The organism is Brevibacterium sp. ZH18 (genome assembly GCF_022748595.1).
Classification (GTDB): domain Bacteria; phylum Actinomycetota; class Actinomycetes; order Actinomycetales; family Brevibacteriaceae; genus Brevibacterium.
Genome location: NZ_JALDSX010000004.1, coordinates 33,432 through 48,798 on the forward strand (window position 1 = coordinate 33,432; position 15,367 = coordinate 48,798).

Here is a 15,367-nt window from a genome sequence, read left to right on the forward strand (position 1 = left end):
GTGGCCATGACCGATGCCTCAAGCCATGGACCTGCAGCCCCCGAGCCAGTTGATATCAGCCTGTTCGCGAAACAGTTTCAAACGTTCCTCGAAACGATGGACCACTACGCCACGGAAGCCTCTCGCGACCATATCGCTGCGGAACTAGGAGCCCACCTGGGCACGGATCCACGTACACTCGATCCCGTGCGCCAGGAGTTCGCCCGCTGGCAGTGGGTCGAGATTGATAGGGCCCTTGATGAACTCGCCGAGGAGCAGGACCTTCGCGGTGTCATCCCCTCCCAAGATGCCAGTGGCATCAGTGACCTCCTGGCCAATCACTACAGTGTCTACGAGCTCGGCGCGATCCAGCGCCGCGCCGTTCCCACAGGACCAGGAACAGTCAGACATGTAGCTACGAACGCACTTCGCCTGTTGCGAATCGGCACAATCCCCGTCGTTGTCTTCGCGACTGAGCTCGAAGACGGGCCCGGTGATACGCAGAACATCGTCGTCGAAATCATCTGCGGTGACCATCAGCTTGCACGCGAGACCCTGGCCAACATCAATGGATTCGTTTCGCGCAACTCGGTATTGCAAGGGCAAGTCGTTAGTTTTTTGTCGGAAGAGTTTGGATCAGACTCACTCAGTATCGAATTCCACTCTCGTCCCCACGTTGATGCCCACGATGTGGTTCTGCCAAAGGGCAGGCTCGAGAAGATCGAGGCAACCGTTCTGGGCATCAGTGAGAAAGCACAGAGGCTTCGTGCTGTGGGCCAGCATTTGTCTCGCGGGGTGCTGCTCTATGGCCCGCCCGGGACGGGTAAGACGTTAACGGTGCGATATCTCCTCTCACAGGCAAAAGAGACTACGGCGATTCTCCTCCAGGGTGAGTCTCTGTCGAAGATCCGCGCTGCTGCCACGGCGGCACGAGCTCTCGGGCGAGCAATTATCGTTCTCGAAGATGCCGATCTTGTTGCTGAGGACCGTGACTTCAATGAGGGCGAACGGTCGGTGCTCTTTGAGATCCTCGATGTCCTCGACGGTTTGGGAGACGATGCTGATATCGCTTTCGTCCTCACTACTAACCGGGTGGACGTGCTCGAAGAGGCTCTCGCGATGCGTCCGGGAAGAATTGATCTTGCTGTCGAGGTGGCCTTGCCCACTGCCAAACTACGCAAACGCCTCTTCACCGTCTATAGTGCCGGCTTGGCGTTTACTGAAGAAGGAATCGCCCAGGCTGCGAAAGCTGCGGAGGGTACGACGGGTTCCTTTGCGAAAGAAGCGGTCCGGCGTGCAGTACTACTGGCTCTAGACGCAGACGAGGAACCAGCTGATAACCATCTTTTGGAAGCGGTGAAGGCTCTGTCTGCCGAAGCGACACAGTTACGTGAGGCAATGAACTCAGAAGACGACGAATCGCAATGACTACACACCCACGCGAGCGTCGAGGCAGAGTCTCACCGGATGCGACTTTGATATGTCAAGCAAGGGTCGTGCGCAAAGGCGACTGATACAAGGTTCAGTGTCACCGCTGCTGGCTCGAGTCCTTCAGAAGTGTCTCGTAACCAAACCGCCTCAAAACCCATGGATATATGACGCGCCTTGGCATCAAGAACCCCACACGGAATCAAGCTGGAAACGATGCCATCACCCGTGCATCAGTCCCGTCCCTCGCTGAACCGAGACACACGTTGTCACCGATCCTTGCATCAGTCCCAGCCATGTTCTTCGACGGGCTATGGTAGGTAGCCAATCAGCACAGACCCCCAACATGTCTAACGCATGGATCAGAAACACAGCGTGATAAAAGGCCAGTCGGAAGTTGGTCGACATCGGTGTCGACAGCTTCAGGCGGTAACGGATTGGAATCAGTCCTAGCGCGCATCGAATTGCCATCCGTTCCATACACAGCCAGCCGGCACATATCAGAAGGAAAACAGGCCATGTACGAACTCATTGCCAAACGTCCCGGGATCGCAGTCATCCTCATTTTCGTTGCTTTCATCATCGGACTGGCCGTCTCGGTTGCACGTGAAGCCGGAACTACCGACACCACAACAGCCGGGTCACCGGCCCCGACAGTCACCAAGACAGTTACCGCAGAGCCAGAGACGCCCAAGACAGTGACCAAGACAAAGACGGTCACTAAGACCCCTAAGGCGTGCAAGACGGCTCTGAAGTTCGCCGAGGAACTAGACGAGCAACACAACGGTCTACATCGGACAAGCGGTTACGCAGTCAGCTACGCCGAGCAAGGTGACCGTGCAGAATTAGATGAAGCAACACGGATCGCAGAACAGACCATTGAAGACATCAAGAACACCCGTTCCGACTACCGTGAAGCGGCCGCCGAGTGCAAAAACGAATGATGGACGTGACATCTGACGAGGCTTGGTCGAACATAGTGCCGACTGGCTAGTGGCTTTGTCGAAGTGATTCGGCAGCAGTGAGGCCCGCACCAAACGGTGCGGGCCTCACTGTTCGTCGATCAGGTACCGAGCGCCAGGCGCCGAGCGTCAGGCCCCGAGCGTCAGGGGTGATGGAGGATGTAGGTTCCGCCCTTGAGGCACGTGTCGACGACCCATCCGTCGCCGACGAGTCCTGTCAGCGAGTCGCGCAGGGCCCGTCGCCAACGGCTTGCCAGCTCCGCATCCTGACCCCGTAGGGCTTCGATGTCGGAAGGGAAGTCGAGCGAGACGAGCGTCGCCTCCTTCGGCACCTCGCTGACGAGGGGTTCACCGTGCTCATCGCTGCGCAGGCTCGCGAAGGCGTCGTCTGCCTCGGTGACCGACGCTCGTGCCGGCTTGTCGAGCGGCCAGGACACCATCATCCGGTCACTGGCCTGACCGGCATTGACGCCGTCGCGCATCTGACCGTAGAAGTCCTCGAGGTATTCGACCATTCCGACGCCGAGGCGTTCGAAGTTGAAATAGGCATTGCGCGCGACGAGTGGATCGAAGGTCCAGGTCATCTCTGTGATGCCGAGGTTGAGGCACCACAGTCTCTGGTGCAGCTTCATCGCCGATCCGGCGCCGCGGCCGATGATCTGATGGCGCACCCCGGCGATGTGAGAGTGCATGACCGTTCCCAGCGGCTGACCGAAGAATCCGATGGTCACGCCGATCATCTCGTCGGGCTCATCGACGCTGTAGGCCGCTGAGACATAGTTGCCCGCATGGGCGAAGGCCACGATGAGGCCGGGTTCGAAGATGTTGGTCCCCGTCTCGTCGACGCTCCAGACCTCGTCGAGCAACAGAGCGGCTTCGGCAGCCTCAGCGGCGGTGTGGATCTCGCGCACCTCGATGCCTGCGGTCTCGGCTGCGGCGGCGTATTCGTCCTCGGCCAGAGCGATGATCTCCGAGTCCACTGTTCTCAATCCTTCGCGCGGTGTCATGGTCATATTGTGCCACCGAACTCACCGGTCAGCCCGGGTGGGCGAGCAATAATCGACCCAGCACTACGGAGGGTCGGAGACCGGTATAACCTGGGCGCATGAGTGAACACGTCGCAGTCATCGGGGCCGGAACCATCGGCCGTTCCTTCGCCTGGCTCTTTGCCCGCTCCGGCTATTCGGTGCGGGTCTTCGACCCACGTGACGACCTCGCCGAGGTGGTCGCCGGTCTGCAGGCCGACGTCAGTGCCGACGCTGCCGCCCATGACATGGCCGCACCAGAGATCGGATCGATCGAGCTCGCTGAATCCGCCGAGGCGGCTGTGGCCGATGCGATCTTCGTGCAGGAATCAGGTCCCGAAGATCCCGAGACGAAGCCCGTGCTCTTCGCCCAGCTCGTCGCGGCGGCTCCGCCGGACGCTGTTCTGGCGACCTCGTCGTCGACGATTCCGGCCTCACTGATCGCCGCTCATCTCGACGCTGATGCCGCGGCACGTGTGGTGGTCGGACATCCGTTCAACCCACCCCACCTCATGCCGCTCGTCGAAGTGGTTCCGTCCCCGTCGACCAGCCGGAAAGCCGTGGACAGGGCAGTCGAGTTCTACCGCAGCTGCGGTAGAGAACCCGTCGTGCTCGGTAGAGAAGTGCGCGGATTCGTGGGCAACAGGCTCCAGAATGCGCTGATGAAGGAGGCGATCTCGCTCGTGCAGAACGGGGTGATCTCAGCTCCGGATCTCGATGCGGTGATGAAGAATTCCCTGGGCCTGCGGTGGTCCGCGGTGGGGCAGTTCGAGGGCATGCACCTCGGCGGGGGAGACGCGGGAATCCGCGGTTTCATGCGTCATATCGGTCCGTCATTCGCTGAGATCGATGAACTTCCCGTTGACCTCGGCGAAGAGGCGATGAGCGAGATCTTCACGCAGGTGGAAGAGGCCTATGGGACGAGCCCGAAGCCCGAGTCCGCTGCAGCGCGCGACAGAATCCAACGTGCCGTGCTCGACGCCCGCAAGCACGGGTGAGTCCTCAGACCGCCGGCTGGTAGAAGTATGTGGTGCGCTCGGCGATGAGGCCCTCGGCGTCGAAGAGGAAGAAGTCGGCGAAGCCCACCGACGTCTCCGTGCCGTCCTTGAGGCGGCCGTTGAACACGCCCCGGCTGGCGGCGCGGTCGTTGTCGACGATGACTTCCTGCACGGAGTGCGCACCGGTCTCGATGACCCGCTCTCCGTGGTAGAAATCGGTGATCTGGGTGCCGATCATCGTCGGGTATCCCGGACGGTCGTAGCTGGCGTCGGAGGCGAACAGCGCCGTGGTGGCGTCCGCGTCCCCTGCATCGACGGTGGTGTAGTAACGGTTCACGAGTTCAGTCACACTGGCCATGTCCATACGGTAGCAGTCACCTCCCGCCTGTGGATCCGCTCACGGTCTGAGACGAACAATTGCCGCCGAGGTGATTCGGCCATAGGTTGGGAAGTGCACCCTGCAGACAACCCCGCAGAGAAGAGGCTCGACATGACAACCATGTATCGCGTGACCAACCCGGCAACCGGCCAGGTGGCCGAAGAGTTCGACACATTCACCGACTCACAGATCCTGTCCGCGCTTGACCGTTCAGCCACGACTTTCACCGAGTGGAGCCAGACGTCCGTGGCCGATCGCGCCGCGGTCCTCACCCGTGTCGCCGAGATCTACGCCAACCGGGCCGAAGAGCTCGCGAAGGTCATCCAGCTCGAGATGGGCAAGGCCGTCCCCGAGGGCAAGGGCGAGGTCGGACTGAGCTCGGCGATCTACCACTACTTCGCCGACAACGCCGAGGCGTTCATGGCCGATGAGCCCCTGCGCGGACCCGACGACGGCACCGCGATGATTCGCCGCAAGCCCGTCGGCTCGCTGTTGGGCATCATGCCGTGGAACTTCCCCTACTATCAGGTCGCACGCTTCGCAGCGCCGAACCTGGCGCTGGGCAACACGATCCTGCTCAAGCACGCCCCGCAGTGCCCGCGTTCGGCGCAGATCATGGAAGAGATCTTCATTGAGGCCGGCCTTCCAGAAGGTGCCTACATCAACATCTACGCGAGCAATGAGCAGGTCGCGGAGCTCATCCTGCCCGACCCGCGCAACCATGGTGTGTCCCTGACCGGTTCCGAGCGTGCAGGTTCGGCAGTCGCCGCCGAAGCGGGCAAGAACCTCAAGAAGGTCGTCCTCGAACTCGGCGGTTCGGACCCCTACATCCTCCTCGACACCGCCGACGTCGCGAAGAGCGCGAAGACGTTCTTCAACACGCGCATGGGCAACACAGGCCAGGCCTGCAACTCGCCCAAGCGCATGATCGTCATGGACGACGTCTACGACGAGTTCCTGTCCTCGATCACCGAGGCGGCCAAGAAGATCACGCCGGAGACACCAGGCGGCGAGGGCTCACCTCTGAGCCCGCTGTCCTCGGTCGCAGCCGCTGACCGCTTCGTCGAGCAGGTCCAGGACACCGTCAGCCAGGGTGCGACCCTGCTGGCCGGCGGCAAGAAGTACGACGGCGGCGGCGCCTACGTCGAACCCGTCGTCCTCGCCGATGTTGAGAAGGGCATGCGCGGCTACTATGAAGAGCTCTTCGGCCCCGCGGTCATCGTCTACAAGGTCAGCAGCGAGGAAGAAGCGGTCGAACTGGCCAATGACACGCCGTTCGGCCTCGGCGCCGCAGTGTTCTCGAACGACATCGAGAAGGCAGAGCGCGTCGGTTCGCAGATCGACTCCGGAATGGTCTTCCTCAACACCCCGGAAGGCTCACGCGAGTACCTGCCCTTCGGCGGTGTGAAGCGCTCGGGCGTCGGCCGTGAGCTCGGACCGTTGGCCATGGACGAATTCGTCAACAAGCAGCTCGTGTTCAAGAAGCACTGAGTCTGAACTCCACTCTTGGAGCGCTGATCGCCTAGGCGGTCAGCGCTCCTTTTGTCTGCTGAGGACTCACATTCATTTCTCAGCAGGTGGATCTCGTGTCGGCATCGTCACCGGCTGGGCCTGGTGTAGTGGCTGTTCACCCTCTATCTGGTTACCGGCGGTTACGATATGGTAGCCTGCATGGTTGGCCTTCACCGGGAGTCCGGTGTGCAGAAACACAGAAATCAATGTGGACGCGATGTCGTCCGCTGAAGGAGTGAGCAGATGAGCGCCACAGTGGATGAATCCACAGAGAAGTCGAAGAAGGGGGCGAAAGCTCTGCTGCCTCCGGTGAATAAGCCGGTCTTCATCGCTTCCGCCCTCGGCACTCTGGCCATCACCATTTGGGCATTGGTCTCGCCGTCCAACGCCGAGGCTGTCCTCGGTGCGGTCGTCGGGTGGACCTCGGACTGGTTCGGCTGGTTCTACGTCCTCCTCGTGGCCATCGTCCTCGTCTTCGTCATCTACCTGGCCGCCTCCAAGTATGGAAACACGAAGCTCGGCCCCGAGCATTCGAAGCCCGAATACGGGCTGCTGGCCTGGGCCTCGATGCTCTTCGCCGCCGGTATCAGCACCGACCTCATGTTCTTCGCCGTGGCTGAACCGGTCACCCAATATCTGACGCCGCCGAGCACAGAGCCCGAAACGGTCGAAGCGGCTCGGGAAGCCACGGTCTGGACACTGTTCCACTACGGCATCAGCGGCTGGGGACTCTACGCTCTCATGGGCATCGCGCTGGCCTACTTCGCCTACCGGATGAACATGCCGCTGGCGATCCGCTCTGCGCTTGCCCCGATCTTCGGCAAACGCGTCCAGGGTGCATTAGGCGACACGGTTGACATCGCTGCCCTGCTGGGCACCGTCTTCGGTGTGGCCACCTCCCTGGGCATCGGTGTGGTCATGGTCAACGTTGGTCTCAACACGGTCTTCGGCATCCCCATCGGGGTGGGCTCTCAGATCGGCATCGTCGTCGTCGGAGTCGCCGTGGCGACGCTCTCGGCCGTCTCCGGTGTCGACAAAGGCATCAAGTTCCTCTCGATCCTCAACGTCTTCCTTGCGGTTGCCCTCAGCCTGTGGGTCCTCGTCGCGGGCAACACCAAATTCCTGCTCAACGCCTTCGTCCTCAACGTCTTCGACTTCGTGAGAATGTTCCCGAACATGGCGGGTCAGACCTTCGCGTTCGAGGACACCGGAACGTGGATGACCGACTGGACTCTGTTCTTTTGGGCTTGGTGGATCGCCTTCGCCTCGTTCGTCGGTCTGTTCCTCGCACGCATCTCGCGCGGACGCACGATCCGTCAGTTCGTCGTCGGCACCCTGACGATCCCGTTCATCTACATCTTCATGTGGATCTCAATCTACGGAAACTCCGCCCTCGACCTCATCCGCAACGGTGACAAGGAGTTCGGTGAGAAGACGATGCTCAACCCTGAGGGCGGCTTCTACGAGTTGCTCTCCAACTACCCAGGGTTCGTCGTCATCGCAGCGCTCGCGACGATCACAGCACTGCTGTTCTACGTCACGACTGCGGACTCCGCTGCGCTCGTCATGGCCAACCTCTCCTCGCGCCTGCCCACCCCGCAGGACGACGGCCGTCCGGGACTGCGCATCTTCTGGGCCCTGTCCACCGGTGCGCTGACCGTCGCCATGCTCATCGTCGGCGGAGTCGGGGCTCTGCAGAATGCGACGGTCGTCATGGGTCTGCCGTTCGCCTTCGTCGTCATCCTCGTGATGGTCGGACTCTACAAAGCGCTGCGGGTCGAAGCGAACCGCGTCGACAGCGCCTCACAGAGCCTGCCCGGATCCCTGGCCCGACGTTCATACACAGGCGGCCGACATGAGCCCTGGCAGCGCCAGCTGGGTCGAGTCCTCTCCTTCCCCAGCGGCAACAAGGCACGCGACTTCGAACGTGAGATCCTCACCCCGACCTTGGAAGAGGTCGCGGCGGAGATGAACGAACGGGGGGTCACCGCTCGCTGTGGCCGCGTCGACTCGGAAGGACAGTTCGTCGAGGACGGCGAGCTCATCCAGCTCGAGGTCGACGGCAAGGGCGAATACCCCTTCCGGTACCAGATCTGGCCGCACAAGGTCAGCGTTCCCTCGTTCGGCGGACACGTGCCGCGCGGAACGGAGGACTACTACCGCATGGAGGTCTACCTCGACGGCGGCACCGGTCAGGGCTACGACGTGATGGGCTATTCGAAGGAGCAGCTCATCGACGACATCCTCGACAAGTACGGTCGCCACGTGGAGTTCCTGCAGCTGCAGGAGAACATCGCCCACCCCGACGACTGACATCGTCTGCACGCTGCCCCCGGTACAGCCATCTGCCCTCGAGGCCGATGACCGTGCCGGGGGCAGTCGTCTGTCACGGGGCGGTTGTCTGTCACGGGGCCGATGACCGTGCCCGGGGCAGACGGCTGTGCCGGAGCAGTCGTCTGTGCGGCAGCAGCCACGGTCACCTCCGTGCGAGACCGTCCAGACACATTCTCAGAGAACGCGCGACAGAGAGAGCGGTGAGGCCGCTGGTGGCCGGGTTCTCCGGGCTCGGCGTCGACGAGATGGAGAAGGCGAAGTCACCGGCGGGCCCTCTCGCGGTGATCTCATGGTGTGAGTCCGTCTGACGAGGATCCGCGCGTATCTCCACACCGGACCGGTGCAGGGCCGTCTCCATCAGCTCGTCGTCCTCGGTTGCGCCGACTCCGAGCCCGCGCGTTGCCCAGGCCAGCGCCACGGCGATGTTGACGTTGGCGGGGAACTTCACGATCGCCTCGGCGGGGGAGCCGGTGAAGATCGTCAACGGACCATCTGCTGGGGTCAGTTCCGTGAGTCGTCGAACCTCCTCGGTGCCCATCCAGGGTTGGATGAGTCCGGCAGGAGCCTTGGCAGTCCTGATGGATACGTCGTCGAGAGCGTGCGCCTGAGCGGCGGCCTCGAGGACGTCGAGCCCGCCGATCGCCCCATTCGTCACGTGCAGCTCACCTGGTCCCGCCAGGAGCGCCCGCCTGGTCGGCCGATCGGCGAGGGCACCGACGCTGGTGAGGACGAGTGGCGTGCCGGCGGCGATGACAGATGGACCGAAGCTCTTGGCGGCAGGGACTCCCGCACACTCGACGACGACATCGGCGTCGAGTTCAAGCCAGCGAGGGTCGTCGGGGCTGCCGACCTGGATGAGTTCGGCCCCCAGATGTCGATGCGCGGAGTGCTTGTCGAGGTCGCGGACGAGAGCTGTCAGAGCCAACCGTCCACCTGAGATCTCCGGCTGGAGCAGGCGGGCGACATGCCGCCCAATCGCCCCGAAGCCGATCATCAGCACTGATTTCACTTCGCTGTCCGCCGTCATGAGATCAGGGTACACATCGGCCTGGACACGAGCGTCAGTGCCGCGGGGTACGGTAACGGTGTGGAAGAGCGAAGCAGGGGAGAAGCAGACATGGCAGAGACCGACACCGTCGACGATCCGACCACTGACGGTGCAGTCGTCGGAGACGACGGTGTTGCGCGAACTCCGTGGGCCTACGGTGATCCTCTGCTGCTGTCCTACTACGACACCGAATGGGGGATGCCGGTCCGTGATGAGTCGGGCCTGTTCGAACGGCTCAGCCTCGAGGGCTTCCAGGCTGGACTGTCGTGGCTGACGATCCTGAAGAAGCGCGAGCGGTTCCGCGAGGTCTTCGCCCACTTCGATGCCGAGGCGGTCGCACAGTTCGGTGAGGCCGAGATCGAAGCCCTGCTCCAGGATCCCGGAATCATCCGTCACCGAGGCAAGATCGAGGCCTGCATCGGCAATGCGAAGGCGACTCTGGCCATGCGCGACGAGGGTGGACTCGCAGATTTCATCTGGAGTTTCCAGCCCGAGGAGACCCCGCGTCCGACATCACTGGCGGAGGTGCCGACGACCGGTCCCGAATCCGTGGCCCTGTCGAAGGCTCTGAAGAAGAAGGGCTTCCGGTTCGTCGGACCGACCACGATGTATGCCCTGATGGAGGCCATCGGTATGGTGGACACGCACGTTCTCGGCTCCCACCGCCGAGGTACCTCCGGAGTCTGGGACTCCTGATACCGAGTTTGAAAGGTCGTCGATGAAGGATATCCGCGTCAGTGCCCTGGTCCTGCTGCATCCGCACCAGCCCGAACTGCTCATGGTGCGCAAGGCCGGCACAACCTCATTCATGCTCCCCGGCGGCAAACCCGAAGCCGGAGAGACTGCCGAGGCGACGATCATCCGCGAGATCAGTGAGGAGCTCGGACTCACCCTGGATCCCGAGAAGCTCTCACCCCTGGGGACGTTCAGTGCTGATGCGGCCAATGAGGCCGACCATCGTGTGATCGGGGACGTCTTCTGCTTTGACGGACTGCCGGCCGAACTCGACATCGAGAACATCGAACACCTCGCCGAGATCGCCGAGGCCGACTGGTTCCCCTTCGATCCGATGCCCGCCGATACCGCCGAGCGTCAGTTCGCACCACTGACCCGGCACCAGGTCGTGCCGGCACTGCGTGAACGAGGCCTGCTGACATGGTGACGGTCGGCTGACATGGTGACGGTCGGCTGACCCCAGCGAGTTCCTCAGTCTTTGCCTGTGTCGCTGCTCTGTCGCGAATAGGCGATGAGTGCGCGATAGAGATCCAGCGGAGTGCAGTTCGCCCCCTTGGCCAACGACTTCACCAGCTTGCGGTAGTCCTGGTAGTCGATCTGCGCCGGGTTGGTCGTGTCGACGAGGTCGAATTCGTGGAGGACTCCGACAGTGCGGGCATCGAGGATGGGGAACTTCAGCGGGTTGAACACGGCGAGCAGAGTGCTCGCCAGCGGCCCGCCGACTCCGGGGAGGATCTTGAGGAAAGGCAGTCGCAGATGATTCGGGGTGTCTTCGTCGAGTGCGACCGCGGTGACGTAGTCGATGTCGTCGGCGTCGATGAGCTCAAGGGCGGACAGGGACGCGACGGATTTCCACTCGGCGACCTTGAGGAAGTGCTTGCGTTTGTAGGATTCGCGCTTGATGACCTTCGGCGCGATGGAGTCGAAGATCGCCGCTTCGGCATCGGTCACCGTGTACTGAGGTTCGAAGCGCAGGACGAAGGCGGTGTCGATGGCGTCGGGCCTGCTGGTGCTCGTGGCGCCGTTGGTGTCGCCGGCAGCGTCGGATGAGTGAGATTCGGCAGAAGTCATGCGCTGACCTTACAGGTGAGAGTTGTCGAGAAGATGAATTCGCATCGGGTACAGCCCTGTTCGGCGAATTCCAGTGCCCACCGGGATGTCGTAGGGTCGCACTATGAGCTCTGAGCACTCCGACCGGACGACGTTCACCCCAGCCCTGCTCGGCCTGGTGTGGACGGCGATGTTCGGGTTCTCGGCGTTCTTCTTCAGCTATTCGACGATGGTCTCACTCGCCGCGCTCGGTGGTCTCTCGACGGTCACCGGTGGCTCCGTTCTGACGACGATGATGATCGGCGTCATCGTGGCACAGCCCGTCGCGCCGTGGATCGGCCGACTCTTCGGGCTCAGAGGTGCACTGCTCTTCGCGCTGGGACTGCAGCTGCTCGGGCAGATCCTCGGACTCACAGTGGCGCCCGCGCTGCTCGCCCTCGTTCTGGCGGGCCTGAGCGGAGGAGTGGGCTTCGGACTCTTCGTCGTCCTCGCCAATGCGGCAGTCCCTGCGACGACCTCACCGGGCAGGATTGGCAAGGCGTTGGGCATATTCGGCGGCATCACCTCGTTGGCGTCCGCCGTCGGCGCACCGTTGGGTCTGTGGCTGGTCGGAACCGTTCCGGTGTGGACCTTCCGGACCATCGTCTGCGTCTGCATTCTCATTGCTGTGCCGACGACGTTGAAGTTCCTTCCCGGCAAGAACTCCGCAACTCTGAATAGGTCGAAGGGCGAAAGCGAGAAGGCGGACAGCGACGTCTCCGTGCGCAGCGGACGAAACGGCCAACACGTCTCACGTCGAAAGGCGCGCAGCCTCGGCGAGGTTCTGAGCCTGATCATCATGCTCTCCCCGTTCCTCATCGGCATGGTCGTGTTCGGACTCATCGTCGGCTTCGGGCCGGGCTCGGATGTCGCCGGCGCCGCGATCTTCATCGCGGTCATGCAGGTCTCTGCGGTGGTGGGCCGGTTCGCGGCCGGGGCCATCGCCGACCAGGTCTCTCCCTTCGGGCTCAACATCCTCGGCCTGGTCCTCGCTACCATCGGCTTGGTCATCACCGTCGTCGTCGATGGGGGACTGCTCGTGGTGGCGATGATGATCATCGGCCTGGGCCTCGGCACGCTGCAGTCGGCGAGTCTGGTCATGGCGTTCTCGACAGTGAGCACCCCGGCAAAGGCCAGCGTCGCCTGGAACATGAACTTCGACATCGGCCTGGCCATCGCCGGGGTCCTCGGCGGCCTGGGCTTCACCTACCTGGGCGATTCCGCCACATTCCTCTTCTGCGCGCTGCTGCTCCTCATTACCGGTGTCCTCTCATGGATCGCGAGGACCATTTCCGCGCCGAGGTGATTTCGCTGAGGTGCTTCGGCACTGCTGCGCCGAGGTGGCCCGACGTCGGTCAGTCATCGTCGAGTTCGGCCAGCAGTCCCACCGCGGCGCGTGTGTACTCTCCGATCCAGCGGTCGTGGATGCGTTTGATCGGCAGTGGTGCCAGAGCCAGCTGACGGGTTCTGCCGATGCGGTATCCAACGGCGAGCTCGGCCTTTTCCAAAACACGGATATGCTGCAGGACGGTCGTGCGGTCGAGGTTTGGAAATGCATCGCAGACCTCGCCAGTCGTGCGGGGCTTGTCCCTCAGCATGTCGAGGATCCGGCGCCGGGTCGGATTCGCCAACGCCTTGAATACGGCATCATCACGACCATCATCCAGACCATCATCATCGCGACCATCATCATCACTGGCCTGAGCGGCCATTCCTTTATCCCGTGACATGTGGTAAAAATATCACATGAATGATGAGCAGACTGGCAAAGACGCACAACTCGAAGAGCTGTCCTTCACGGTCATGGGCTATATATCGAAGACGCCGCATGAGACCTTCGAAGCCGTCGCTGATCCGGCGCAGCTCTCCAAATACTTCACCACAGGAGGCGCGCGGGGACGTTTGGAGCCCGGCGCCGAGGTGACCTGGGACTTCGCGGATTACCCTGGTCGCTTCCCGGTCGAGGCCCTCGAGTCCGTTCCGGACGAGAAGATCGTCGTCGCGTGGGCAGGATCCGACTATGCCAGCTCGGCGAAGACGACGACCACCTTTGAATTCTCACCCGTCGACGACGGTGCGAGGACGCTGGTGACGATCACCGAGAAATCATGGACAACGACCGTCGGGGGAGCCGAGGGCGCCTTCGGCAACTGTATGGGCTGGACCGGAATGCTCGCGGCGCTCAAAGCCTGGATCGAATATGGAATCGACCTGCGCGAAGGCTTCTACAAGTAGGCGCCCGCGCTGAGTCCATCGGATAGCGGGCTCAGTCCTGGGCCTTCAGCCCGTGGGAGTTGCGGATGAAGAAGGAGCCGATGACGCCGAATACGCCGATGATGGCGGCGACGATGAAGGCGACGTTGGCGCCGTGAACCAGTCCTTCGACGCCGAAGACCTTCGGGTCCTTCGTCGTCGAGACCATGATGGTGACGAGCACGGCTGTGCCCACCGAGGCGGCGACCTGGCGCATCGTGTTGTTCAGTGCAGTGCCGTGGGGAATGAGACGCGAGGGCAGCTGGTTGAGTGCAGCGGTGGTAACCGGCATCATCACCATGGAAACGCCGAACATGCGGACCGTGTTCACTGCGGCTAGGTACACGAATGAGGTGTCGGACTTCAGGCCGGAGAACATGAATGTCGTGACGGTGAGCAGCGTGAATCCGGCGACGGCCAGCCACTTCGCACCGATGGCGTCGAAGATGCGGCCGGTGACCGGTGACATCAGGCCCATGACTGCGGCGCCGGGCAGTAAGACTAGGCCGGATTCCATGGCGGTGAAGTCGTTCATGTTCTGCATGTAGAGCGGCAGGATCATCATGCCGCCGATCATGACGATGAACACGCACATACCCAGGGCCGTGTTGAGGGTGAACATGCGGTAACGCAGCACGCGGAACTCGAGCATCGGATCCTTGAGCTTGAGTTGTCGTGGAACGAAGATGGCCAGGGAGACGACTCCGACGACCAGTGGGATGATCACCTCGAGGCTCAGCCACCCTGCGTCGCCGGCGGTTCCGAAGCCGAAGAGGAGCCCGCCGAAGCCTAATGTTGAGAGGATGATCGAGAGGACGTCGAGCTTGGGGTAGGTCCGTTCGGTGACGTTCTTGAGGATGAAGAAGGCGACGACGATGTCGATGATCGCGATCGGCAACATCATGTAGAAGAGGACTTCCCAGGGGAAGTTGTCGACGATCCAGCCGGAGAGGCTCGGCCCGATCGCTGGGGCGAAGGCGATGACGAGGCCGAAGGTGCCCATTGCGGATCCGCGCTTCTCGACGGGGAAGATCGCGAACAGGATGGTCTGCATCAGCGGCATGATGATGCCGCCGCTGGCGGCCTGGAGGACACGGCCGATGAGCAGGACCGGATAGGTCGGGGCCAACGCACAGACCAAGGTGCCGACGATGAAGAGGATCATCGCGGAGAGGAAGAGGCCGCGGGTGGTGAACTTCTGGATCAGGAACGCGGTGATCGGGATCATGATGCCGTTGACCAGCATGAAGCTCGTCGTCACCCACTGCGCGGCGCTCGCAGTGATGCCGAACGAGTGCATGAACGCAGGCAGTGCCGTGTTCAGCAGCGTCTGGTTGAGGATGATCACGAATGCGCCCGAAACGAGGACCGCGAGAACGACGCTCCGATTGATCGGAGCTCCCTCGGCTGGTGGGTCCTGCCTGCTGTCCTGATCTGTCACCTAAGCTCCTTGTCTGCCTCTGCCCGAAACGTGCCGTGCGAGTCTACTCTTCCGGCAGCGAGCCACATTCGGCAGGGTTCGTCAGCTCCGGCAGGGTTCGTCAGTTCCTGCAGCTCACCGACTACATCGGACTGATCGTGCCCAGTCGAAAACTGCCCCGTCCGGAATCACCGGACGGGGCAGA

The 15,367-nt window shown here is 62.3% G+C and carries 15 protein-coding genes; 9 read left to right on the top strand and 6 right to left on the bottom strand.

From position 1 onward, the window contains the following. Nucleotides 1–6: 6 nt before the first annotated feature. On the top strand, nucleotides 7–1,407 hold the full coding sequence (locus MPN20_RS02500) for an AAA family ATPase (RefSeq protein WP_242779126.1): 1,401 nt from the start codon (nucleotides 7–9) through the stop codon (nucleotides 1,405–1,407). A 518-nt stretch (nucleotides 1,408–1,925) separates the two neighbouring features. Continuing rightward, a complete protein-coding gene (locus tag MPN20_RS02505) occupies nucleotides 1,926–2,351 on the top strand; it encodes a hypothetical protein (protein ID WP_242779129.1) in 426 nt (141 codons plus the stop codon). Nucleotides 2,352–2,512: 161 nt separating this feature from the next. Here MPN20_RS02505 and MPN20_RS02510 read toward each other — a convergent pair whose 3' ends face one another. Continuing rightward, nucleotides 2,513–3,376: a hypothetical protein gene (locus tag MPN20_RS02510; protein WP_242779132.1), complete on the bottom strand. Its 864-nt coding sequence runs from the start codon at nucleotides 3,374–3,376 to the stop codon at nucleotides 2,513–2,515. Nucleotides 3,377–3,474: 98 nt separating this feature from the next. Here MPN20_RS02510 and MPN20_RS02515 point away from each other — a divergent pair, with 98 nt between their 5' ends. Next, nucleotides 3,475–4,392, top strand: coding sequence for a 3-hydroxyacyl-CoA dehydrogenase NAD-binding domain-containing protein (locus tag MPN20_RS02515; RefSeq protein ID WP_242779133.1), 918 nt, complete (start codon nucleotides 3,475–3,477; stop codon nucleotides 4,390–4,392). A 4-nt stretch (nucleotides 4,393–4,396) separates the two neighbouring features. Here the strand turns inward: MPN20_RS02515 and MPN20_RS02520 are convergent, their stop codons facing one another. Then, complete coding sequence (locus MPN20_RS02520; RefSeq protein WP_242779137.1) at nucleotides 4,397–4,750, bottom strand: nuclear transport factor 2 family protein; 354 nt, start codon at nucleotides 4,748–4,750, stop codon at nucleotides 4,397–4,399. A 132-nt stretch (nucleotides 4,751–4,882) separates the two neighbouring features. Between MPN20_RS02520 and MPN20_RS02525 the strand changes: the two genes are divergently transcribed. Beyond that, on the top strand, nucleotides 4,883–6,262 hold the full coding sequence (locus MPN20_RS02525) for an NAD-dependent succinate-semialdehyde dehydrogenase (RefSeq protein WP_242779140.1): 1,380 nt from the start codon (nucleotides 4,883–4,885) through the stop codon (nucleotides 6,260–6,262). 264 nt (nucleotides 6,263–6,526) lie between these two features. After that, nucleotides 6,527–8,596, top strand: coding sequence for a choline BCCT transporter BetT (gene betT, locus MPN20_RS02530; protein WP_242779143.1), 2,070 nt, complete (start codon nucleotides 6,527–6,529; stop codon nucleotides 8,594–8,596). Between the two features lie 163 nt (nucleotides 8,597–8,759). On the opposite strand, the gene MPN20_RS02535 is transcribed toward betT, so the two are convergent. Then, a complete protein-coding gene (locus MPN20_RS02535; protein ID WP_242779146.1) occupies nucleotides 8,760–9,644 on the bottom strand; it encodes an aspartate dehydrogenase domain-containing protein in 885 nt (294 codons plus the stop codon). 90 nt (nucleotides 9,645–9,734) lie between these two features. On the opposite strand from MPN20_RS02535, the gene MPN20_RS02540 reads away from it, so the two are divergent. Further along, complete coding sequence (locus tag MPN20_RS02540) at nucleotides 9,735–10,361, top strand: DNA-3-methyladenine glycosylase I (protein WP_242779149.1); 627 nt, start codon at nucleotides 9,735–9,737, stop codon at nucleotides 10,359–10,361. A 22-nt stretch (nucleotides 10,362–10,383) separates the two neighbouring features. Beyond that, nucleotides 10,384–10,827: an NUDIX domain-containing protein gene (locus MPN20_RS02545; RefSeq protein WP_242779152.1), complete on the top strand. Its 444-nt coding sequence runs from the start codon at nucleotides 10,384–10,386 to the stop codon at nucleotides 10,825–10,827. Between the two features lie 44 nt (nucleotides 10,828–10,871). Here MPN20_RS02545 and MPN20_RS02550 read toward each other — a convergent pair whose 3' ends face one another. Next, nucleotides 10,872–11,471 (bottom strand): hypothetical protein, encoded by a 600-nt coding sequence (locus MPN20_RS02550; protein ID WP_242779155.1) that lies wholly within the window; start codon nucleotides 11,469–11,471, stop codon nucleotides 10,872–10,874. Between the two features lie 103 nt (nucleotides 11,472–11,574). Here MPN20_RS02550 and MPN20_RS02555 point away from each other — a divergent pair, with 103 nt between their 5' ends. Continuing rightward, nucleotides 11,575–12,795, top strand: a complete 1,221-nt coding sequence (locus MPN20_RS02555; RefSeq protein ID WP_242779157.1) for an MFS transporter — start codon at nucleotides 11,575–11,577, stop codon at nucleotides 12,793–12,795. A 49-nt stretch (nucleotides 12,796–12,844) separates the two neighbouring features. Here the strand turns inward: MPN20_RS02555 and MPN20_RS02560 are convergent, their stop codons facing one another. Beyond that, a complete protein-coding gene (locus tag MPN20_RS02560; protein WP_242779160.1) occupies nucleotides 12,845–13,219 on the bottom strand; it encodes a helix-turn-helix domain-containing protein in 375 nt (124 codons plus the stop codon). Nucleotides 13,220–13,235: 16 nt separating this feature from the next. Here MPN20_RS02560 and MPN20_RS02565 point away from each other — a divergent pair, with 16 nt between their 5' ends. After that, nucleotides 13,236–13,724, top strand: coding sequence for an SRPBCC domain-containing protein (locus MPN20_RS02565; protein ID WP_242779163.1), 489 nt, complete (start codon nucleotides 13,236–13,238; stop codon nucleotides 13,722–13,724). A 31-nt stretch (nucleotides 13,725–13,755) separates the two neighbouring features. On the opposite strand, the gene MPN20_RS02570 is transcribed toward MPN20_RS02565, so the two are convergent. Further along, nucleotides 13,756–15,183, bottom strand: a complete 1,428-nt coding sequence (locus tag MPN20_RS02570) for an MDR family MFS transporter (protein ID WP_242779166.1) — start codon at nucleotides 15,181–15,183, stop codon at nucleotides 13,756–13,758. Nucleotides 15,184–15,367 lie beyond the last annotated feature (184 nt).